17 protein-coding genes are annotated in these 19,862 nt (G+C 60.8%); 7 read left to right on the plus strand and 10 right to left on the minus strand.

All coding sequences use genetic code 11. The features are described from left to right. Positions 1 to 202 precede the first annotated feature (202 nt). From TX23_RS09020 to TX23_RS27015, 3 genes are all read left to right on the plus strand, one after another. Positions 203 to 3,076, plus strand: coding sequence for an EAL domain-containing protein (locus TX23_RS09020; RefSeq protein ID WP_057701894.1), 2,874 nt, complete (start codon positions 203 to 205; stop codon positions 3,074 to 3,076). 163 nt (positions 3,077 to 3,239) lie between these two features. Continuing rightward, positions 3,240 to 4,106: a transcriptional regulator HexR gene (gene hexR, locus TX23_RS09025; protein WP_003177007.1), complete on the plus strand. Its 867-nt coding sequence runs from the start codon at positions 3,240 to 3,242 to the stop codon at positions 4,104 to 4,106. Between the two features lie 211 nt (positions 4,107 to 4,317). Beyond that, a complete protein-coding gene (locus TX23_RS27015) occupies positions 4,318 to 4,515 on the plus strand; it encodes a PA3496 family putative envelope integrity protein (RefSeq protein ID WP_082629592.1) in 198 nt (65 codons plus the stop codon). Here TX23_RS27015 and TX23_RS09035 read toward each other — a convergent pair. Next, positions 4,445 to 5,419: a LysR family transcriptional regulator gene (locus tag TX23_RS09035; protein WP_057701895.1), complete on the minus strand. Its 975-nt coding sequence runs from the start codon at positions 5,417 to 5,419 to the stop codon at positions 4,445 to 4,447. The genes TX23_RS27015 and TX23_RS09035 overlap by 71 nt on opposite strands. Before the next feature lie 196 nt (positions 5,420 to 5,615). Here TX23_RS09035 and TX23_RS09040 point away from each other — a divergent pair, with 196 nt between their 5' ends. Both TX23_RS09040 and oadA read left to right on the plus strand, forming a co-directional pair. Next, a complete protein-coding gene (locus TX23_RS09040) occupies positions 5,616 to 7,031 on the plus strand; it encodes an acetyl-CoA carboxylase biotin carboxylase subunit (RefSeq protein WP_003195732.1) in 1,416 nt (471 codons plus the stop codon). 11 nt (positions 7,032 to 7,042) lie between these two features. Beyond that, on the plus strand, positions 7,043 to 8,851 hold the full coding sequence (gene oadA, locus TX23_RS09045) for a sodium-extruding oxaloacetate decarboxylase subunit alpha (RefSeq protein WP_057701896.1): 1,809 nt from the start codon (positions 7,043 to 7,045) through the stop codon (positions 8,849 to 8,851). Positions 8,852 to 8,943: 92 nt separating this feature from the next. Here oadA and TX23_RS09050 read toward each other — a convergent pair whose 3' ends face one another. From TX23_RS09050 to TX23_RS09060, 3 genes are all read right to left on the minus strand, one after another. Further along, complete coding sequence (locus tag TX23_RS09050) at positions 8,944 to 10,239, minus strand: autotransporter outer membrane beta-barrel domain-containing protein (RefSeq protein ID WP_057701897.1); 1,296 nt, start codon at positions 10,237 to 10,239, stop codon at positions 8,944 to 8,946. Positions 10,240 to 10,367: 128 nt separating this feature from the next. Beyond that, the gene (locus TX23_RS09055; RefSeq protein WP_057701898.1) at positions 10,368 to 11,138 is read right to left on the minus strand and encodes an amino acid ABC transporter permease; all 771 of its coding nucleotides are present in this window, start codon (positions 11,136 to 11,138) and stop codon (positions 10,368 to 10,370) included. Continuing rightward, positions 11,135 to 11,956, minus strand: a complete 822-nt coding sequence (locus TX23_RS09060) for an ABC transporter substrate-binding protein (RefSeq protein WP_057701899.1) — start codon at positions 11,954 to 11,956, stop codon at positions 11,135 to 11,137. Before TX23_RS09060 ends, TX23_RS09055 begins: the two co-directional genes overlap by 4 nt. A 114-nt stretch (positions 11,957 to 12,070) precedes the next feature. Between TX23_RS09060 and TX23_RS09065 the strand changes: the two genes are divergently transcribed. Beyond that, positions 12,071 to 12,973: a homocysteine S-methyltransferase family protein gene (locus TX23_RS09065; protein WP_057701900.1), complete on the plus strand. Its 903-nt coding sequence runs from the start codon at positions 12,071 to 12,073 to the stop codon at positions 12,971 to 12,973. Between the two features lie 212 nt (positions 12,974 to 13,185). Here the strand turns inward: TX23_RS09065 and TX23_RS09070 are convergent, their stop codons facing one another. Genes TX23_RS09070 through TX23_RS09080 form a run of 3 tightly spaced genes read right to left on the minus strand, consistent with a single transcriptional unit; the run spans position 13,186 to position 14,949 of the window. After that, positions 13,186 to 13,857, minus strand: a complete 672-nt coding sequence (locus TX23_RS09070; protein WP_057701901.1) for a GNAT family N-acetyltransferase — start codon at positions 13,855 to 13,857, stop codon at positions 13,186 to 13,188. 10 nt (positions 13,858 to 13,867) lie between these two features. Further along, on the minus strand, positions 13,868 to 14,314 hold the full coding sequence (locus tag TX23_RS09075; RefSeq protein WP_057701902.1) for a GNAT family N-acetyltransferase: 447 nt from the start codon (positions 14,312 to 14,314) through the stop codon (positions 13,868 to 13,870). Next, positions 14,311 to 14,949, minus strand: a complete 639-nt coding sequence (locus TX23_RS09080; protein WP_057701903.1) for an FMN-binding negative transcriptional regulator — start codon at positions 14,947 to 14,949, stop codon at positions 14,311 to 14,313. Before TX23_RS09080 ends, TX23_RS09075 begins: the two co-directional genes overlap by 4 nt. 87 nt (positions 14,950 to 15,036) lie before the next feature. On the opposite strand from TX23_RS09080, the gene pdxR reads away from it, so the two are divergent. After that, complete coding sequence (gene pdxR, locus TX23_RS09085) at positions 15,037 to 16,575, plus strand: MocR-like pyridoxine biosynthesis transcription factor PdxR (protein ID WP_057701904.1); 1,539 nt, start codon at positions 15,037 to 15,039, stop codon at positions 16,573 to 16,575. On the opposite strand, the gene TX23_RS09090 is transcribed toward pdxR, so the two are convergent. The 3 genes from TX23_RS09090 to TX23_RS09100 all read right to left on the minus strand — a co-directional run bounded on the left by TX23_RS09090 (position 16,576) and on the right by TX23_RS09100 (position 19,818). Next, positions 16,576 to 17,667, minus strand: a complete 1,092-nt coding sequence (locus TX23_RS09090; protein ID WP_057701905.1) for a polyamine ABC transporter substrate-binding protein — start codon at positions 17,665 to 17,667, stop codon at positions 16,576 to 16,578. It abuts the gene before it with no gap. Next, entirely contained in the window at positions 17,664 to 18,698 is a 1,035-nt protein-coding gene (locus TX23_RS09095) for a histone deacetylase family protein (RefSeq protein ID WP_057701906.1), read from the minus strand. The genes TX23_RS09090 and TX23_RS09095 overlap by 4 nt, the downstream gene beginning before the upstream one ends. Positions 18,699 to 18,825: 127 nt before the next feature. After that, positions 18,826 to 19,818, minus strand: coding sequence for an AraC family transcriptional regulator (locus TX23_RS09100; protein ID WP_057701907.1), 993 nt, complete (start codon positions 19,816 to 19,818; stop codon positions 18,826 to 18,828). Between the last annotated feature and the right edge of the window lie 44 nt (positions 19,819 to 19,862).

The raw sequence follows: 19,862 nt of genomic DNA on the forward strand, positions 1-19,862 counted from the left end.
CCAAACGGGCAAAGTTTATGCCGTGAGGGATGACCGGTTGGTCATGCTCCGCAGCCCGCGTCGCGTCTTGCTCAAGCTGTCTGGGCCAAAGGTTTGCGGCCCATTGGAGGCGGTTTTTTATGACGTGGGGCAGTTTGGCCCAGGCGCTTGCTTGTGTATGCTCCGTCGACGTTTCGGGCTCACCATTATAAGAACATCGCCTATGACCCTTAGCACTGACCTGTTTGGCCCCTCGGTGGCGCCGGCGCAGGTCATCCGTAAACACTATGCAACCGAAATGGCGGTCGAGCGCACACGCCTGCTGTACCAAGGCTCGTTGCTGCCGACCCTGCTGATGCTGGTCAATGGCCTGGTCTGCGCCTGGTTGCTGTGGAATCCCGAGCACTACCTGCTCGACAGTCTGTGGCTGCTCTGGCTGCTTGCCCTGGTGGCGATGCGCGTGATTCAGGTGGCGGCTTTTGATTCGGCCATGCCCAGCCGTCAGGCCCTACCGATGTGGCGGCGTATGTTCATGCTCGGCTCGGCGATCAGCGGTCTGACGTTGTCCGTCGCTGCCATCGCCCTGGTCCCCACCGACAGTTTCATGCATCAGGCCTGGGTGTTCGGCCTGATCGGCGCCGCTACCTTGTCGGCCAGTGTGGCCTATGCCGTGAGCCTGTGGGCCTTTCTGTCATTTGCCTTGCCCTGCCTGTTACCGGCCATCATCTATCTGTTCTGCAATGGCAGCCCACAGCAGCAGGGTTGGGGCGTGCTTGGCCTGATCCTGCTGGCGTCCCTGAGCCTGGTGGCGTGGCAGGTCAACCGCTTGATCCAGCGCGGGCTGTTGCGTCGCTTCCAGAACCAGGCCCTGATCGAGCACCTGCAGCAGGCCCAGCAACGCAGCGAGTTGTTGAACCAGGAACTGGTGCGTGAAGTCGAGCAGCGCCGCCAGGTCGAGCAGGACCTGCGCGAAGCCCAAATCGGCCTGCAAGACCGCGTGGCGCAGCGCAGCCAGGAACTGGATGCCGCCAGCCTCGCCCTCAATACAAGCGAAGCGCGCCTGGCCATGGCCCTGCAAGCCAGTGAACTGGGCCTGTGGGACTGGAACCTGCAAACCGACGAAGTCCATCACACTCAGCTCAAGGAGCTATTCGGCCTGGAGCCTGAATACGTCAAGGCGATGCTCAGCCATCTCAAACCGCGCCTGCACCCCGACGACCTGCCACTGCTCAAGCACGCGCTGGTGGAGCACTTGAAAGGTCGCAGTGAGGATTATCAGGTGGAATACCGGATACGTCATGGCGATGGGCATTGGGTGTGGATCCAGGACCGTGGGCGCGCGGTGGAGCGTGCGCCCAATGGCCGCGTGGTCCGGATGCTCGGCACGCGCCGCGACATCAGTGCCAGCAAGGCGCTGGAAGAGCAGCAACGGCTCGCCTCGACGGTGTTCGAGGCGGCCAGCGAAGGCATTGTGATCCTCGATCCGAACTACGCGCTGATCGCCGTGAACCAGGCGTTCAGCCGCGTGACCGGTTTCGACATTGACGACATGCTCGGTCGAAATGTCGTGGAACTGCCTAGCAGCCGCGATGCGCGGCGCCACTTCCCAATGATCCGCCAGGCCCTGCAAAGCCATGGCACCTGGCAGGGCGAACTGGTGGAAACGCGCAAGAACGGCGAGCTGTACCCGCAGTGGCTGCAATTGAGTGTGGTGCGCGATGTTCGGGGAAATGTCAGTCATATCGTAGGCTTTTTCGCCGATCTGTCCGCACGCCGCGAATCCGAAGAGCGTATGCGCTACCTCACTCACTACGACGAATTGACCGGCCTGGCCAACCGTTCGCTGTTTCGCGAACGGCTGCGCGAAGCCCATCAGCGCGTGCGCCAGGGCGGCCGCAGCCTGGCGCTGCTGCATATCAACCTGGACCGTTTCAAATTGCTCAATGACAGCCTGGGCCATGAAGTGGCCGACCAGCTGTTACAGAAAATGGCCCGGCGTTTGATTAACGCGCTGCCCGAAGCCGACACCATTGCGCGCTTGTCCGGCGACGAGTTCGCGGTGCTGTTCGATGCCTACGGCAATTTGTCGAGCCTGGCGCGCGTGGCGACGCGGTTGTTGGCAAAGCTGCGGGTACCGGTAACGGTGGAAGGGCATGAACTGGTGGTCAGTGCCTCCATGGGCGTCAGCTTGCTGCCGGATAATGCGCGGGAAATCTCTGCCCTGGTCAGCCAATCGAATATGGCCATGCAGCACGCCAAGCATCTGGGCGGCAACAATTTCCAGTTTTACACCGACAGTCTGCAAGCCAGCACCCTGGAGCGTTTGCAGCTGGAAAATCATCTGCGCAAAGCGATTGAGGAGCACCAGCTGAGCGTGTTCTACCAACCGAAACTGTGCCTGGCGACCGGCAAGTTGAACGCTGCCGAAGCGCTGATTCGCTGGGAGCATCCGCAGTGGGGCATGGTGCCGCCGGGGGACTTTATCGGCCTGGCCGAAGAAACCGGCTTGATCGTGCCGTTGGGTGAGTTCGTGCTGCGCCAGGCGTGCTGGCAAGCCTGCGAGTGGCAGCGCCAGGGGCTGGCGCCGATTCGTGTGTCGGTGAACCTGTCGGTGCATCAACTGCGTCAGGGCAAGCTGGTCAGCCTGGTACGCCAGGTCCTGGAAGAGACCGGGCTGGACCCTCAGTACCTTGAGCTTGAGCTCACCGAAAGCCAACTGCTCGACAGCGTCGAGCACATCATCGCCACCTTCCAGCAGTTGCGTGACCTGGGGGTGAAGCTGGCCATCGATGACTTCGGCACTGGTTATTCGTCCCTCAGTTACCTCAAGCGTATTCCGGTGGATTACGTGAAGATCGACCAGGCCTTTATTCGTGGCCTCGGTCAGGGGCGTGAAGATGCCGCCATCACGCGGGCGATCATTGCCATGGCCCATGGGCTGGCGCTCAAAGTGGTGGCTGAGGGCGTGGAAGATCAGCAGCAGCTGGATTTCCTGCGCGGCGAGCAGTGCGATGAAGTGCAGGGTTATCTGATCAGCCCACCAATGCAGGCCGAAGGGCTGGCGGATTTGTTACGCAAAAATACAGATTTTTCTTAATGCCGCGGCGGCCGCCTTTGTGGCTACATGGCGCCTGCCCACTGAAACCAGAGGGGAGCGGGGCGATTTAGTGATGCATCGAACGGGCAAAACGACAATTCTTGTAGTATAACTACAAGCTTGCTACATCCCTGGCGTCTGCCAATAACAAGAGTCCTGTCCTTTGAACCTGTTGCAACATATCGCCCAGTCGCGCCACCTGTTACGCAAATCGGAACTCAAGGTTGCCGATCATGTGCTGCTTGACCCTGCGGCCGTGATGCACAGTTCCATGGCCGATCTGGCTCACAGCGTGGGTATCAGCGAGCCGACCATCGTGCGCTTCTGCCGCGCCATTGGTTGCTCCGGGTTTCAGGATTTGAAACTCAAGCTGGCGCAAAGCCTGGCTGCGGGCGCCAGCTTCGGCCAGTTTGCGATCCATGAAGACGACTCCGTCGCCGACTACAGCCTGAAAATTTTCGACACCACCTTGCACACCCTGATGGAAGTGCGCGAGAAGCTCGACCCGGTGGAGCTGCAAAAGGCCGTGACCGCGATGTCCCAGGCCCAGCGTGTCGAGTTTTATGGCTTTGGCGCTTCCGGCGCGGTGGCTGCCGATGCCCAGCATAAATTCTTCCGTCTGCTGCTGACGGCTGCGGCCTACAGCGATCCGCACATGCAGGCGATGTCGGCGGTGACCTTAAAGCCCACTGACGTGGCCATCTGCATCTCCCAGTCAGGTCGCTCCAAGGACCTGCTGATCACCGCCAACCTGGTGCGTGAAAGCGGCGCTTCGCTGATCACCCTGTGCCCGAGCCAGACGCCATTGGCGGAGCTGTCCACGGTGAACCTGGCGATCGACGTGCATGAAGACACCGAAATCTACACACCGCTGACCTCGCGTATTGCCCACCTGGTGGTGATCGACGTGTTGGCGATGGGCGTGGCCATGGCTCGCGGCCCGAGCCTGGTCAACCACCTCAAGAGTGTGAAGCGCAGCTTGCGTAGCCTGCGGTTGTCACCCAAGTCCGTCAAAGCCCTCGACGACTAAATACCTGCACACAGAACTCAATGTGGGAGGGGGCTTGCTCCCGATAGCAGTAGGTCAGTCAATGAATCTGTGACTGAAACTCCGCTATCGGGAGCAAGCCCCCTCCCACATTAGATTCTCCATGCATCCAGAATCTTCATGAGGCTGTCATCCCCCCGTCATCCGTCGCGCCCATCCTGTACTCCCCCGTACTCGCATTGGGAGACTCCACATGACTCGGCACTATGAAGACAGCAACAGCACCGTCAAGACCCGTCGTCAGCAGGAAGACCAGCGCCGCATGGCGTTCCGTCGCGCCATCGAAGACCGTTGCCAAGAGCGCCAGTTGCTCCAGAGCATCAGTGACTACCCGGAACTGCATTGGCAGGCGCCCGTGGCTGCCCAGCGAAACGCTCAGCCAGCGCGCTGATCTGTACCCGTTCGCTGCGGATAAAGCCCAGGAACGCATGGGCCACCGGTGACAGGCGTTTAGCCTTGGCCTGCACCAGGCACCAACTGCGGTACAGCGGCAGTTCTTCTACCGGCAGCTCCTTGAGCCCGCCGGTGGCCAGTTCCAGGTTCAAGGCGTGACGCGTCAGCAGCGCCACGCCCAAACCTGCGACCACGCACTCTCGTTGCGCCTCGGCCGAGGCCACTTCCATGGTCTGGGTGAAGTGCACACGTTTTTCCTTGAAGTACTCTTCGCACGCCAGCCGCGTGCCGGAACCCGGTTCGCGGATAAGCAGCGTGTAAGGCTCCAGGTCTTGCAGGCGCAGCGGCCCTTGCAGGCTTAACGGATGATCCGGCAGCGCCGCGGCGACAATCGGGTTGTTGAGAAATGGCAGGAATTCCAGGCCCATGTCCTGGGGCACCATGGACATGATCACCAAGTCATCGCGGTTGTCTGAAAGCCTGCGAATGACCTGGGCACGATTGACCACGGTCAAGTGCAGTTGCACTTCCGGATGCTGGCGCTTGAAGGCTGCAAACAGGTGCGGCACGAAGTACTTGGCGCTCGATTCCACCGCCAGTTTCAGTTGGCCCTGAAGTGAGCCCTGCATATCCGATAGCTGCATATCGAGGTTTTCCAGGCGCCCAAAAATATCGCGACTGGCCCGTTGCAGCGCTTCAGCGGCCTCGGTCATGTAGAGCTTCTTGCCGACGTAATCGAACAGCGGCTGGCCGATCAGTTCTTCCAGCTGGCGGATTTGCAGGCTGACGGCCGGCTGTGTCAGGGACATTTCCTCGGCGGCACGGCTGTAGGAGCGCAAATCGCACACCTCATGAAAGATCTGTAATTGCCGCAATGTAAGCCGCATCAATGACTTACGCATTCTTTATCCCCTCTCGGCCCCGGCGCAGGCATCAACTATAAGTCTTTACTTATGCGTGACCCAATAATTATTGATTTTTGTTAATCCCTTGGCGGGCTTAGTGTGTGTCTCGCGACTGTCATGAAACATTTGGTCACGCGCCGACCCGCCTCAAACGGGTCGAAGAACGCAGCAATCGGCTCAAGGGAATTTCCAAGTGATAAAAAAGATCCTGATCGCCAACCGTGGTGAAATTGCCGTACGAATCGTGCGTGCCTGCGCCGAGATGGGCATTCGCTCGGTCGCGGTTTACTCGGACGCCGACCGCCACGCGTTGCACGTCAAACGTGCCGACGAAGCCCACAGCATTGGTGCCGAGCCCCTGGCCGGCTACCTCAACCCGCGCAAGCTGGTGAACCTGGCGGTGGAAACCGGTTGCGACGCGCTGCACCCCGGCTACGGTTTCTTGTCGGAAAATGCTGAACTGGCGGACATCTGCGCCGAACGCGGCATCAAATTCATTGGCCCTTCGGCCGAAGTGATCCGCCGCATGGGCGACAAGACCGAAGCGCGCCGCAGCATGATCAAGGCCGGCGTGCCGGTCACCCCCGGCACCGAAGGCAACGTCGCGGATATCCACGAGGCGCTGACCGAAGGCGACCGCATTGGTTACCCGGTGATGCTCAAGGCCACTTCTGGTGGTGGCGGGCGCGGTATCCGTCGTTGCAACAGTCGCGAAGAACTTGAGCAAGCCTTCCCCCGTGTCATTTCCGAGGCCACCAAGGCGTTCGGCTCGGCGGAAGTGTTCCTGGAAAAATGCATCGTCAATCCCAAGCACATCGAAGCGCAGATCCTCGGTGACAGCTTCGGCAACGTGGTGCACCTGTTCGAGCGCGACTGCTCGATCCAGCGTCGCAACCAGAAGCTGATCGAAATTGCCCCCAGCCCCCAGCTGACCCCTGAGCAGCGTGCCTACATTGGCGACCTGTCAGTGCGTGCCGCCAAGGCCGTGGGCTACGAGAACGCCGGTACCGTGGAGTTCCTGCTCGCCGAAGGCGAGGTGTATTTCATGGAGATGAACACCCGGGTGCAGGTGGAACACACCATCACCGAAGAAATCACCGGGATCGACATCGTCCGCGAACAGATCCGCATCGCCTCCGGCCTGCCGCTGTCGGTGAAGCAGGAAGACATCCAGCACCGTGGATTCGCGTTGCAGTTTCGCATCAACGCCGAAGACCCGAAGAACAACTTCCTCCCAAGCTTCGGCAAGATTACCCGTTACTACGCCCCTGGCGGCCCCGGCGTGCGTACCGATACGGCGATCTACACCGGTTACACCATCCCGCCGTTCTACGACTCCATGTGCCTGAAACTGGTGGTGTGGGCGTTGACCTGGGAAGAAGCCATGGACCGCGGCCTGCGTGCCCTGGACGACATGCGCCTGCAAGGCGTGAAGACCACCGCCGCCTACTACCAGGAAATCCTGCGCAACCCGGAATTCCGTAGCGGCCAGTTCAATACAAGCTTTGTGGAAAGCCATCCTGAGCTGACCAACTACTCGATCAAGCGCAAACCCGAAGAGCTGGCCCTGGCCATCGCCGCCGCCATCGCCGCCCACGCAGGCCTGTGAGGAATATAACAATGAGCAAGAAGATCTTCGTAACCGACACCATCCTGCGCGACGCCCACCAATCGTTGCTGGCCACCCGGATGCGCACCGATGACATGCTGCCGATCTGCGACAAGCTCGACAAAGTCGGCTACTGGTCCCTGGAAGTCTGGGGCGGCGCGACGTTCGACGCCTGCGTGCGCTTCCTGAAAGAAGACCCCTGGGAGCGCCTGCGCAAACTGCGCGCGGCGTTGCCCAACACGCGCCTGCAAATGCTGCTGCGCGGCCAGAACCTGCTGGGTTACCGCCATTACAGCGACGATGTGGTCAAAGCGTTCGTGGCCAAGGCCGCCGTCAACGGTATCGATGTGTTCCGCATCTTCGACGCCATGAACGACGTGCGTAACCTGCGCGTAGCCATCGAAGCGGTCAAAGCCGCCGGCAAACATGCCCAGGGCACCATTGCCTACACCACCAGCCCGGTGCACACCGTCGATGCATTCGTGGCCCAGGCCAAGCAATTGGAGTCCATGGGTTGCGACTCTATCGCGATCAAGGACATGGCCGGCCTGCTGACCCCCTACGCCACTGGCGAACTGGTCAAGGCGCTCAAGGCGGAGCAGAACCTGCCGATCTTCATCCACTCCCACGACACCGCTGGCCTGGCCGCGATGTGCCAACTCAAGGCCATCGAAAATGGTGCCGACCATATCGACACCGCCATCTCCAGCTTCGCCTGGGGCACCAGCCACCCGGGCACCGAGTCGATGGTCGCCGCCCTCAAAGGCAGCGAGTTCGACACCGGTCTGGACCTGGAACTGTTGCAGGAAATTGGCCTGTACTTCTACGCCGTACGCAAGAAGTACCACCAGTTTGAAAGCGAATTCACCGCGGTCGACACCCGTGTGCAAGTCAACCAGGTACCGGGCGGGATGATCTCCAACCTGGCCAACCAGTTGAAAGAGCAGGGTGCGCTCAACCGCATGAACGAAGTGCTCGCCGAGATCCCGCGAGTCCGTGAAGACCTCGGCTTCCCGCCGCTGGTGACCCCGACGTCGCAGATCGTCGGCACCCAGGCGTTCTTCAACGTCCTGGCCGGTGAACGCTACAAGACCATCACCAACGAAGTGAAGCTCTACCTGCAAGGCGGCTACGGCAAGGCGCCGGGTACGGTGAACGAAAAGCTGCGCCGTCAGGCCATCGGCAGCGAAGACGTCATCGACGTGCGCCCGGCGGATTTGCTCAAGCCGGAAATGACCAAACTGCGCGGTGAAATCGGCGCATTGGCCAAGTCCGAAGAGGACGTGCTGACCTACGCCATGTTCCCGGATATCGGGCGCAAGTTTCTCGAAGAGCGCGACGCCGGCACCTTGGCTCCTGAAGTGCTATTGCCGATCCCGGAAGCGGGCGGCGTGGCTCGTGCCGGTGGCGAAGGTGTGCCGACCGAGTTCGTCATCGACGTACACGGCGAAAGCTACCGCGTGGACATCACCGGTGTCGGCGTGAAAGCTGAAGGCAAGCGCCACTTCTACCTGTCCATTGACGGTATGCCGGAAGAAGTGGTGTTCGAGCCGCTCAACGAGTTCGTCAGCAGCGGCGGCAGCAAGCGCAAGCACGCCACCGAACCCGGCCATGTCAGCACGGCAATGCCGGGCAATATCGTCGACGTGCTGGTCAAGGAAGGCGATGTGGTCAAGGCCGGCCAGGCTGTATTGATTACCGAAGCCATGAAGATGGAAACCGAAGTGCAGGCAGCCATTGCCGGCAAGGTGACCGCTGTTCATGTGGTCAAGGGCGACCGGGTCAACCCGGGTGAAATCCTCATTGAGATCGAAGGCTGAGCGACAGCCTTCGACACTACCGCTTAATCCTCGGGGGGGCAGGTGCCCTCCTTTTTTTTGCCTGCAATTGAGGCTTTGGATCGCAGGTCAGATTAGAAACTCATCGTCCATTGCCCTGTCATGCCGTGATCGCGGCTATGGGTACCGGCTCGACCGCTGTAGGCCAGGCCCAGTGTGTGCTGGTTGGACAATGCCAGGTCCAGACCGGCTTTCACGTCCAGGCTATTGCGGTCCAGGGACGTGCCGGTAATGGTGAAGCCATCAAGCGCTACGGGCGTATTGCGATAGGTTTGGCGCACCTGGCTATCAACCTCGCCGTAGAGGTGTTTCCAGCCGGCGCTGAGGTGAGGCCTGAGGCTGACCTGATCATCGAACCTGTACACCGTCGCCAGGCGCAGGCCAACGGTGCTGTTAAGGTTCTGCTGGGTTTGCGCCCCGACGTTCAGTGCGGTCAGGCCGCCACTTTCCTTGAAACTGTCGCGGTGGTGACGCTGGTAGCCGAGGCCGGCGAAAGGCTCGATGTACAGGTCCTGGCTGCCCAACTGATAGCCCAGCTCGGAGAACAGCGTTTGGCTTTGGGCATCGTAACTGGACTTGAGCGAGTCCTTGTAATTGAGCAGGTTGACGTTGCGCCGGTTGGTCCCGGCATGGGTGCCGTAGATCGCCCCCAGACGCACGGCCAGCGGGCCGTCCTGGCGCACTGCGTATGCGCCCAAATGCAAGCTGTCCAGTTCGGCGCAGAAGCGTGGCGCCTTCAGGTCACTGGTGGATTTTGCCCCCATCACACCCACGCGCCAGGCGTTATCCACTGCCCAGTCGGCGCCCAGCATCAGGCCCAGGGTTGCGTGCTTCAGGCCGGCGCTGCCGCTTCGTTGGTCCAGCTGGCCGCCGTGACTCAAGCCTTGCACCCAGAAGCGACCCTTGTCGTCGTCGGGCAGGTTACGCAGGGACGAGAGCAACTGGCTGCTGGTGTGGCTGGTGACAGCGTGAGTGGCGCTGAGCAGGTTGGCGTTTTGGCTGCCGGCCAATTGTTCCAGGGCTGCGCCGATCCCGCCGGGTTGTGCGGCGAGTGCGTCATTTACTTTTTGCAGCTCCTTGAGCTCCTCCGAGGTCAATTCGCCGGAACTCAGCAGTTCAAGCAGCGCGGGCTCCAGCACCTTGGCCACTTGCACGCCGTTGTAGGTGGAGGCTTGGCCAATAAGGTAGCCGGCGTAGGGCCCAGGGGTTGGCGGCGTATCGAATTCATCTTCGAAGGCCCACTGCGCGTCGATCAAGTCATAGGGTTGGTAAGGCCTGTATTCAATATCGCCGCGTGCGTGTGCCGGTTGCACACTGACGGCAATTGCAAGGCTGATCAATGCTGCGATTCTTTGCGGTGTAAAGGGCATGAATTCCCGACCTCTGATGAATGAGGCCGGGAATGTAGCGAGGGTGCAGGAGGATAACTGTCAGGCCATTGACCGCTGGTTTGCGGGAGTTGTCTTTAGTCCGGCGCGATAAAAAGCCCATCTGCGCTTTAGCTGCGCCGTGCATACCCCTTGCCGAAATGCCGCTCCATGCGCGCCTGGATCAGCTCCAGTCCCAGTGACAGTACCCAGTAAATGATCGCCGCCGTGGTGAGCATCTCGATATAGCGGTAGCTGGAGCGGCCATAGGACTGCGCCAGGAACATCACTTCCCACACGCCCATTACCGAGACCAGCGACGAATCCTTGAGCATCGAGATGAATTGGTTGGTGGCCGGCGGGATGATGGTGCGCATGGCCTGGGGCAGGGTGACGTGCCAGAAGATTTCCCTGTCACGCATACCCAAGGCCAGCGCGGCCTCGCGTTGACCATGGGGCACGCCAAGGATACCGGCGCGAAAAATCTCGCTCAGGTAGGCGCCATAGTTCAGCGACAACGCGATGATCCCGGCGACGATGGCGCCTGGCACCAGGCCCAGTTGCGGCAGGCCCAGGTAAATCAGCAGGATCTGGATCAGCAGCGGCGTGCCACGAAAGAACGAGGCGTAGAAACTGGCAATGCCAAACGCCACCGCGCTTTTCGACAGGCGCCCCAAGGCGGTAATAAAGCCCAGCACCGATGACGCAAGCATCGCGCACAGGCACAGGAACAACGTCAGCGCCGCACCTTGCAGGAAGCCGTTGGGCGCAAGGTGCAGGCCGACCAGGTTGGGCAGCTTGTCGAGGATGATCGAGAACTTCAGGTCAAAGCTCAGGAAGAAACTGGCAAACAGGGCAAACAGCGCCGCCCAGGTCAGGTAAAGCCGTATGCGAAAACTCATTGGCTGATGTCGGCGCCGATCCATTTTTGCGACAGCTTGCTCAAGGTGCCGTCCTGTTTGAGCTGGGCGAAGACCTCACGCACTTTGTTGTCCCACTGCGCGTCGCCTTTCTCGATGGCCACCGAGTTGGGCTCTGAATACAGGGGTGCGCCGGCCAGCTTGAAGCGCTTGTCCTGGGTCAGGCGTGGCTGCGCGGTGACCAGGTTGGTGAGGATCGCATCCAGACGCACGCCGGCGCCCAGGCCCAGGTCCTGGAAGGCCACGTTGTCGGTGTCGTACGGGGCGATCTGCACATCCTCGAACGGGTACTGCAACTGCGTGTCTTCGGCGCCTTCGATCACCAGGTTCTTGTTCAGGTAACTCTCGTAGCTGGAAGCGCTGGTGAGCCCGACTTTCTTGCCGCTCAGGTCCTTGGCTTCATGGATGCGATCATCCTTGGCGTTGACCACGATCACCGCGGGCGAGGCGTAGTACTGCACCGGGAAGTCGAACACCTCGGCGCGCGCCTTGCTCGGGGTCATCGAGCAGATGCATATGTCATAGCGCCCGCTCCAGCGGCCGGCGGCAATAACGTCCCAGGAGGGCGTTTCCAGGCGCAGCTTCACACCAAGCTTTTGCGCCACGGCCTTGGCTACATCCACATCGAAACCGTCGAGTTGGTTCTGCTCGTTGAGGAATGAAAACGGCGGGTAGCTTTCCATCAGCACGCCGACCAGTTCCTTTTTCTGCTCGATACGATCCAGCGTGGCACCGCCAAAGGCTTGGGTGGAAGCAGCCAACATCGTCAGGCCCAGGGCCAACAGCGGTCTGAATTTCAAAATCGAACACCTGAATAAAAAAGAGGTTGTTATTAACCGAACGGTACGCATTAAATAGTTATAAGAACGACTCTCATAGTGAGTTATTTTCATAAGTATATGAGTAAAAAGCATATGGGCGCAGCAAGCACAGTAATTCTCGATGGTGGCATGGGCCGTGAACTGCAACGCCGTGGGGCGCCGTTCCGCCAGCCGGAGTGGTCGGCACTGGCCTTGAGCGAAGCGCCACAAGCGGTGGAGGCAGTGCACGCGGCCTATATCGACAGCGGTGCCGACGTGATCACCAGCAATAGCTACGCGGTGGTGCCATTTCATATTGGCGAAGCGCGCTTCGCTGCCGAAGGCCGGGCGCTGGCCGCCTTGGCCGGTGAGTTGGCGCGACGGGCGGTACAGGCGTCGGGCAAAGCGGTGCGCGTAGCCGGCTCATTGCCGCCGTTGTTTGGCTCGTATCGGCCCGACTTGTTCCTGCCGGAGCGGGTCAGCGAGTTGCTGACACCGCTGGTGCAGGGCCTGGCACCTCATGTCGACCTGTGGCTGGCGGAAACCCAGAGCTCGATCGCGGAAGCGCGAGCCATTCAGGCCGGCCTGCCGCAGGACGGCAAACCGTTCTGGCTGTCGTTTACCTTGAAAGACGAAGACACCGACGACGTGCCGCGGCTGCGCTCCGGCGAGCCGGTGGCGCAAGCGGCCGAGGCGGCGGCGCAGTTGGGTGTGCAGGTGTTGTTGTTCAACTGCAGCCAGCCGGAGGTGATCGGCACGGCGATCGATGCAGCGCGTGAAACCTTCGAGCGATTGGGCGTAGCGATCCAGATCGGCGCCTACGCCAACGCTTTCCCGCCGCAACCCAAGGAAGCCACGGCCAACGATGGTCTGGACCCGTTGCGCGAAGATCTCGACCCGCCGGGTTACCTGCATTGGGCGGCTGATTGGAAAGCGCGTGGCGCCAGCCATTTGGGCGGCTGCTGCGGCATCGGGCCGGAGCATATTGCGGTGCTGGCAGAGCGCCTGACCGACTGATTCACCGTACTTCAAGCGCGTACATTGCCCTCTGTAGGAGCGAGCTTGCTCGCGAAAAACGTCAACGATAACGCGTGCTTGCTGAATGAACGCGGCGCCTGTGAGTTTTTCGCGAGCAAGAACCAGGCGTCCCACTCGCTCCTGCAAAGCCTTAACTGACTGTCATTAGGGCAAGCCCCCTCCCACATTTGGCGCTGTATTGGTTGTGAGGCCTAGGTCCGGCAGTCCGCCAGCGTTTTCAGCTGACCCGAACCACTCTGGTTCGCTTCCGACAACCACGCCTCAAACCCCGCACCCACCCTGGGCCATTCCGAATCCAGGATCGAATACCACGCCGTGTCCCGGTTCTGCCCCTTGACCACCATATGCTGGCGGAACACCCCCTCAAAACTGAACCCCAATCGCTCGGCCGCGTACCTGGAGCGTGCATTGCCGTTGTTGCACTTCCACTCCAGGCGGCGGTAGCCCTGATCGAATGCGTACTTGGCCAGCAGGTACACCGCTTCGGTGCTTTTGGGCGAGCGCTGCATCGGCGCGCCGAAGGTCACGTGGCCTATCTCAATGCGGCCCTGAGCGGGGACGATGGACATCAGGCTGAGAATGCCCTGAACTTGACCGGTCGCGCGGTCAATCACGCTGAAAAAATACGGGTCGCTGTGGGCCGCATGGTTGTTCAGCCAGGTATCAAAGGCGCTGCGCTCGGGAAACGGGCCGTAGGGCAAATAGTCCCACAGCTTCGGGTCAGCACCGGGCCCTTCGAGGGCTTGCCACAGTTGATCGGCGTGGCGCGCCGGGTCGAGTTTTTCCAGGCGGACAAAGCGTCCTTCGAGCAGTTGTGCGGTAGGCGCCGGTGCGCCTTTCCAGTCGGCGAGGGAAGTGGACATGCTGGGTTCCTTAAAGACCTTGGCGAAATTGGATGAAACCAGGGCGTTCGGCGATGCGCTCGTAGAGTTGGATCGCGGTGGCGTTGGTCTCGTGGGTCAACCAGTGCACTTTGCAGCAGCCATCGGCCCTGGCGGTAGCGTAAACGAACTCGATCAGCTTACGGCCTACGCCGGTGCCGCGTTGGGAGGGGTCCACTAAAAGATCCTGCAGGTAGCACGAGTTCTCGATGCTCCAGTTGGAACGGTGATAGATGAAGTTGACCATGCCCACCGCCTTGCCGTCCTGCCAGGCCAGCGCCGAATGGGTTGGCTCGCGGGGGTCTATGAGGCGTTGCCAGGTGCTTTGGCTGACGGTGTCCGGCAGTTCGGTGTTGTAGAACCTCAAGTACGCCAGCCACAACGGCAGCCAGGCGGCGTGGTCGTCGGCGGTGACTTGGCGGATGTCGATCTGGGTCATTCTGCAACTCCTTGGGGAATAAAGCGGGCGAGGTTCTGGTCGCGCAGATCAGCGCTGGCGGCCAGGCCCTCACGTACGCCGGCCATATCGGCTGCGCTGCGGTTCTGGCTGAGCTTGCGCTTGCCGACCAGGCGATCGATGGGCAGGGCGAAGCCGACGATGGCCTTGAGCATGGTGTCGATGTACTCGGTCGGCGCGTCGCCGACGGCCCAGGGTTGGGCGCGGCCGCCTTCATGGTGATCGGTGAGGGCGCTGACCACCTTGAGTAATCGCTCGGCGTCGCTGAACACGTCGGCCTTGCCGTAGGCGTGCACGGCGAGGTAATTCCAGGTGGGCACCACTTTGCCGTGCTCGGCCTTGGAGGGGTAAAACGCCGGGCTGACATAGGCTTCGGCGCCAGCGAAGATGACCAGCGCTTCACTGCCGTTTTGCAGGTCGCGCCACTGTGGATTGGCTTTGGCCAAATGCCCATACAGCGTACCGTGCGGCCCTTCGTCGGGGTTGAGCAGCAATGGCAGATGGCTGGCCTGCAGGCCGTTTTCACCCACGGTTACCAACTGCGCCAGACGCGTGTGCTGAATCAGTTGCTGGATTTGGGGCAAATCATCGAGGGCGAAGGCGCGAGGTGTGTACATGGAAATTTTCCTTGGCGAATGCCTGCATCCTAGGCAGGCTAATGGCTCGTTGTAAGAGCCATCTAGCCCTCATTTCATAGGTCCAATATGCCGCCCGTGATCCCCTCGATGTCGTTCGACCCTGCCGGTATCGAGTTGGATCGCCGCCAGGGCCTCACACGCCAGTTGTACGACGCCCTGCGCCAGCGCGTGCTGGATGGGCGGCTGGTCAGTGGCACCCGCTTGCCTGCCACTCGTGATATGGCGGCTGCGTTGTCGATCTCGCGCAACAGCGTCGTGCGCGCTTACGATCAGTTGTATGCCGAGGGCTTTATTGAAAGCCGGGTAGGAGACGGCACCTATGTCTCGCAATTGCCCACAGCAAAAAAACTATCCACAAAAGTATCCACAGGGTTACCAACAGGCTTATCCACAACCTTATCCACAATATGGCTGAATTCTGCGCAAAATCCGCCCGACGAAGTTATCCACAGTCGCGGCCTGGACAGGGTTAAACACAACCATCTTGCCCAGCCTCCTTGCGGTGCGCCGCGGGCTTTTCGCGTTGGCGTACCGGCCTTCGATCTGTTCCCTTTTGAAGTGTGGGCCAAGCTCCACGGGGCGTTCTGGCGCAAACCGGACCTGGCGCAGCTGTGTTATGGCGACCCGGCTGGTGACGAGCGTCTACGTGGCCTGATTGCCGCTTACCTGCGCACTGCGCGGGGTATGCAGTGCACCACTGAGCAAATAGTGATCACCAGTGGCGCGCAACAGGCGATCAGCCTTTGTGCACAGTTGCTGGTGGAACCTGGGGATGGCGTGGCGGTGGAAAATCCGGGTTATCGCGCGGCAGGCCATGCCTTTGCGTTGGCGGGGGGCCGATTGCAAGGCGTGCCGGTGGATGGCGAAGGAATTGACTGCCAGGTATTGAATGCTCTGGATGATTGCCGGGTGGCCTATGTCACGCCGTCCCATCAATACCCGTTGGGTGTGGTGATGAGCCTGGCACGGCGCCTGGAATTGCTGGCCTGGGCCGAACGTACCGGCAGCTGGATCGTCGAGGACGACTATGACGGTGAGTACCGTTACACCGGCGCGCCCTTGTCGCCCCTGGCGGCGCTGGATCGCAATGGCCGCGTGCTGTACGTCGGCACCTTCGGCAAGGTGGCATTCCCGGCCTTGCGCCTGGGTTACCTGGTGTTGCCGCCGGGTCTGGTAGAGGCCTTCACTCGACGCCGCGCCGTGGACATGCGTCATTCCGAAGTCAGCACCCAGGCGGTAATGGCTGAGTTCATGGCGGCGGGGCATTTCCAGCGTCATGTGCGGCGTATGCGGCGTGCCGCCTTGAGCCGTCGCAATGCCTTGTTGGCGGGATGGCCAGATGCGTTGCCCGGTGTCAGCCCATTACCCAGCGTTGCAGCGGGGTTGCACCTGACGGTGCGTGTCGACAGCCTGGCCCGCGAGCAGCAATTGCTTGAGCAAGCCCGTGAAGTGGACGTCGAGATCAACGGCTTGAGCAGTTACTGGCTGCCAGACTCCAGCACACCGCCGGATCAACGCGCCGGTCTGGTGCTGGGGTTTGCTGCGGTGCCTGAAGCGGGTATCGCACAGGCGCTGGCGCGGTTGCGCCAGGCCTGGCGAGTGTGATCAGGTGCCCGACTTGATCTTGGTCCAGGCCCGCGTCCTCGCGCGCTCCGCATCACGCCCCAGAGGTTTTAATGTATACAGCGTCGCCATCGCCGCTTCGGTCGGGTAGAGGTTGGGGTTGTTGCGAATGGTCGGGTCGACTCGTTCGGTCGCGTCCTTGTTAGGGTTGGGATAACCGACAAAATCGCTGATGGGCGCAATGACCTCGGGCTTTAGCAAGTAGTTGATAAAGGTATAGGCGTCCTGTGGGTTTTGCGCGCCCTTGGGGATGGCGAGCATGTCAAACCAGATCGGCGCGCCCTCTTTGGGCAGGCGCATGTCCACGGTGACGCCGTTTTTTGCCTCTTTGGCACGGTTGGCGGCCTGGGAGAAACTGCCGGAATAACCCACCGCGACACAGATGTCGCCATTGGCGATGTCGGCCATGTACTTGGACGAGTGAAAGTAAGTGATGTACGGGCGGATCTTCATCAGCAGCGCTTCGGCCTTGACGTAGTCCGCAGGGTTACTGCTGTTGGGGTCCAGGCCCAGGTGCTGCAAGGCCAGGGGCAGGATTTCCGAGGGTGAATCCAGCAGTGCAACCCCGCATTGCTTGAGCTTGCTGATGTTCTCTTCCTTGAAGATCAGGTCCCAGCTGTCCACCGGCGCGTTGTCGCCCAGGGCGGCCTTGACCTTGGCCGGGTTGTAGCCGATGAGAATGGTGCCGTACATGTAAGGCACGGCGAACTTGTTGCCGGGGTCGTTGGCTTCGATCAGCTTCATCAGTTTGGGGTCAAGATGGTTCCAGTTCGGCAACTGGCTGCGGTCCAGGGGCTGGAACACACCGGCTTCGATCTGCTTGGCCAGGAACACGTTGGACGGCACCACCACGTCATAGCCGGAGTTGCCGGTGAGCAGTTTGGCTTCGAGGGCTTCGTTGGTGTCGAAGATGTCGTAGACCAACTTGATCTTCGGGTTCTGGGTCTTGAAGTCCTCAAGTGCTTTGGGGGTGATGTAGTCGAACCAGTTGTAAACCTTGAGCGGTTTCTCTTCGGCCTGCACCGCGCCACTGGCGACGGCTGCACACAGGGCGAGCGACTTGAGCATGTTCATTGGACTGCTTCCTCAAAACCTTCAAGAACGTTAACGGCGTTGATGCCGATTTCTTCCACGGCGTAGCCGCCTTCCATCACGAACAAGGTGGGCTTGCCCAGCCTGGCAATGCGTCGACCCATGGCCAGGTAGTCCGGGCTGTCGAGTTTGAACTGCGAGATAGGGTCATCCTTGAAGGTGTCGACGCCCAGAGACACTACGACGATGTCGGCAGCGTAGCGCTCGATCTCATCGCAGGCTTGTTCCAACGCTGCGCTCCAGTGCTCCCAGCCGGAGCCCGCCGCCAGTGGATAGTTGTAGTTGAAGCCTTCACCGGCGCCTTCGCCCCGTTCATCGGCATAGCCGAGGAAGAACGGAAACTCCGCCTCGGGATGCCCATGGATGGAGGTGAACAGCACATCGCTGCGGGCGTAGAAAATCGATTGCGTACCGTTGCCATGGTGATAGTCCACGTCAAGGATCGCGACTTTCTTCTGGCCCTGATCGAGAAATGCCTGCGCCGCGATGGCCGCGTTATTGAGGTAGCAATACCCGCCCATCAAGTCGCTGGCGGCGTGATGCCCAGGCGGGCGACACAGGGCAAAGGCACTGCGTGCGCCGCGCTGGATCGCTTGTTGCGCTGTGAGTGCCACTTGCGCTGCGCTGTAGGCGGCTTGCCAGGTGCCGGCGGTGATCGGCGCGCCACCGTCGAAGCTGTAATAGCCCAACTGACCGTGCAGGCTGGTTGGCAACACACGACGCAGGGTTCGTGCAGGCCAGGTATAAGGCAGCAAGTCGCCGTCCTGGCCGAATCCGGTCCAGCGCTCCCACGCACCTTTGAAGAAGGCCAGGTAGTCAGCGCTGTGGATGCGTTGCACTGGCGCAAGGCCAAAGTCCTCGGGCGCCTGCACCGGGCCCAGCTCGCGTTCCCTGACCCGTTGCAGCACGTGATCGGCGCGCGAAGGCATCTCAAAGCAGGGCATCAATTGCCCGTCCATCAGTTCACAGCGGCCGTGATGCAGATGATGATCGTCCGAATAGATCGTCAGCATGTTGTTGTTCTCCGAGCGCAGGGTGGGATGCCTTGCAGTGTTGCGGCAGTCCTGGGTTTGGAGAACGGCAGAAACGGCCAAAAGGGGATCGATATGGCCAAAGTGTTTGTCCGTTATTCGCCCTTGCTCATGGCCTGAATTGGCTCGGCGCCACACCGCTCCAGCGCACGAAAGCATGTCGGAAGCTCGCGGTCTCGCTGAAACCCAGTTGCTCGGCAATGCGGTAGATCGGCAGCTCATCGTCTCCCAGCAGCTGCTTGGCGCGTTCAAAGCGCAGTTCATCGAGCAACTCCTGGTAGCTGCAGCCCAGGTCATGCAGATGTCGGCGCAGGGTGCGTGCCGAACAGTTCATCTGCTCGGCGAGCCCCTCCAGGCCAGGGGCGGCAGTCAACTGTGCCGCGAGTAATTGCCGTACCCGGTCCAGCCAAACCTGACGCCCGGTGAATTCGGCGTTCTGTTTGCGGCAACGCTCGATCATGGCGCAGTGAGTGACCGCATCGGCCAGGGGCAGTGGTTGATCGAGCCAGCGTCGGTCGAAGGCAAAGGCGTGGCTGCCGGCGTCAAATTGCAGCGCGCAGTCGAAATACTCGGCGTAGCGCGCGCGGTATTGCGGCGCGCTATAGGCCAGACGCGCACCGAGCAAGGGCAGGCGCCGGCCGAGCAGGTCGTTGCAAATGACGTTCAGCGAGACCAGGCAAAACTCGACATTGAATGCGGTCAGGGCCAGGTCCTCACGGTAATCGCTGGCCGTGAACCACACGCGTTCCCCGTCTTCTTCAAGGCTCAGCTCAAAAAGTGTTCCCAACAGCGCCGGGTAGCGTAAGGCCAAGCGCAAAGCGTCACCGAAGGTGGCACTGGTGAGCAAGGCATAACCGAGCATACCGTAGGACGACACATGCATGCGCCGGCCCAGCTCCAGGCCGATGTCCTGGCGCAACGCCACCGCGTTGGCGCACACACGCAATTCCTGCTGAGTGGTAATACGCGTGTCGGCGCGGCTCAGGTCGGCACTGCCGATACCACTGCCGGCCAGCAGGGTTTCGCTGGGTATGCCGTCAGGCTTGAAGGTGTCGAGTATCAGCGAGACAGCGTTGAGGGTCGTCAGGTGTGAATGCAGCATGATCGATTCCAGCCTGGGGTTGCCAGGCTGGAGCAAGTTATGTG

The organism is Pseudomonas paralactis, assembly GCF_001439735.1.
Lineage (GTDB): Bacteria > Pseudomonadota > Gammaproteobacteria > Pseudomonadales > Pseudomonadaceae > Aquipseudomonas > Aquipseudomonas paralactis.

Bases quoted from the DNA above. Each gene is read 5' to 3' on its own strand.
- TX23_RS09075 (WP_057701902.1), bottom strand. From the start codon at position 14,314: ATGACCCAGATCGACATCCGCCAAGTCACCGCCGACGACCACGCCGCC.
- TX23_RS09080 (WP_057701903.1), bottom strand. From the start codon at position 14,949: ATGTACACACCTCGCGCCTTCGCCCTCGATGATTTGCCCCAAATCCAG.
- TX23_RS09090 (WP_057701905.1), bottom strand. From the start codon at position 17,667: ATGAACATGCTCAAGTCGCTCGCCCTGTGTGCAGCCGTCGCCAGTGGC.
- pdxR (WP_057701904.1), top strand. From the start codon at position 15,037: ATGCCGCCCGTGATCCCCTCGATGTCGTTCGACCCTGCCGGTATCGAG.
- TX23_RS09100 (WP_057701907.1), bottom strand. From the start codon at position 19,818: ATGCTGCATTCACACCTGACGACCCTCAACGCTGTCTCGCTGATACTC.
- TX23_RS09070 (WP_057701901.1), bottom strand. From the start codon at position 13,857: ATGTCCACTTCCCTCGCCGACTGGAAAGGCGCACCGGCGCCTACCGCA.
- TX23_RS09020 (WP_057701894.1), top strand. From the start codon at position 203: ATGACCCTTAGCACTGACCTGTTTGGCCCCTCGGTGGCGCCGGCGCAG.
- TX23_RS09065 (WP_057701900.1), top strand. From the start codon at position 12,071: ATGGGCGCAGCAAGCACAGTAATTCTCGATGGTGGCATGGGCCGTGAA.
- TX23_RS09050 (WP_057701897.1), bottom strand. From the start codon at position 10,239: ATGCCCTTTACACCGCAAAGAATCGCAGCATTGATCAGCCTTGCAATT.
- TX23_RS27015 (WP_082629592.1), top strand. From the start codon at position 4,318: ATGACTCGGCACTATGAAGACAGCAACAGCACCGTCAAGACCCGTCGT.
- oadA (WP_057701896.1), top strand. From the start codon at position 7,043: ATGAGCAAGAAGATCTTCGTAACCGACACCATCCTGCGCGACGCCCAC.
- TX23_RS09095 (WP_057701906.1), bottom strand. From the start codon at position 18,698: ATGCTGACGATCTATTCGGACGATCATCATCTGCATCACGGCCGCTGT.
- TX23_RS09055 (WP_057701898.1), bottom strand. From the start codon at position 11,138: ATGAGTTTTCGCATACGGCTTTACCTGACCTGGGCGGCGCTGTTTGCC.
- TX23_RS09035 (WP_057701895.1), bottom strand. From the start codon at position 5,419: ATGCGTAAGTCATTGATGCGGCTTACATTGCGGCAATTACAGATCTTT.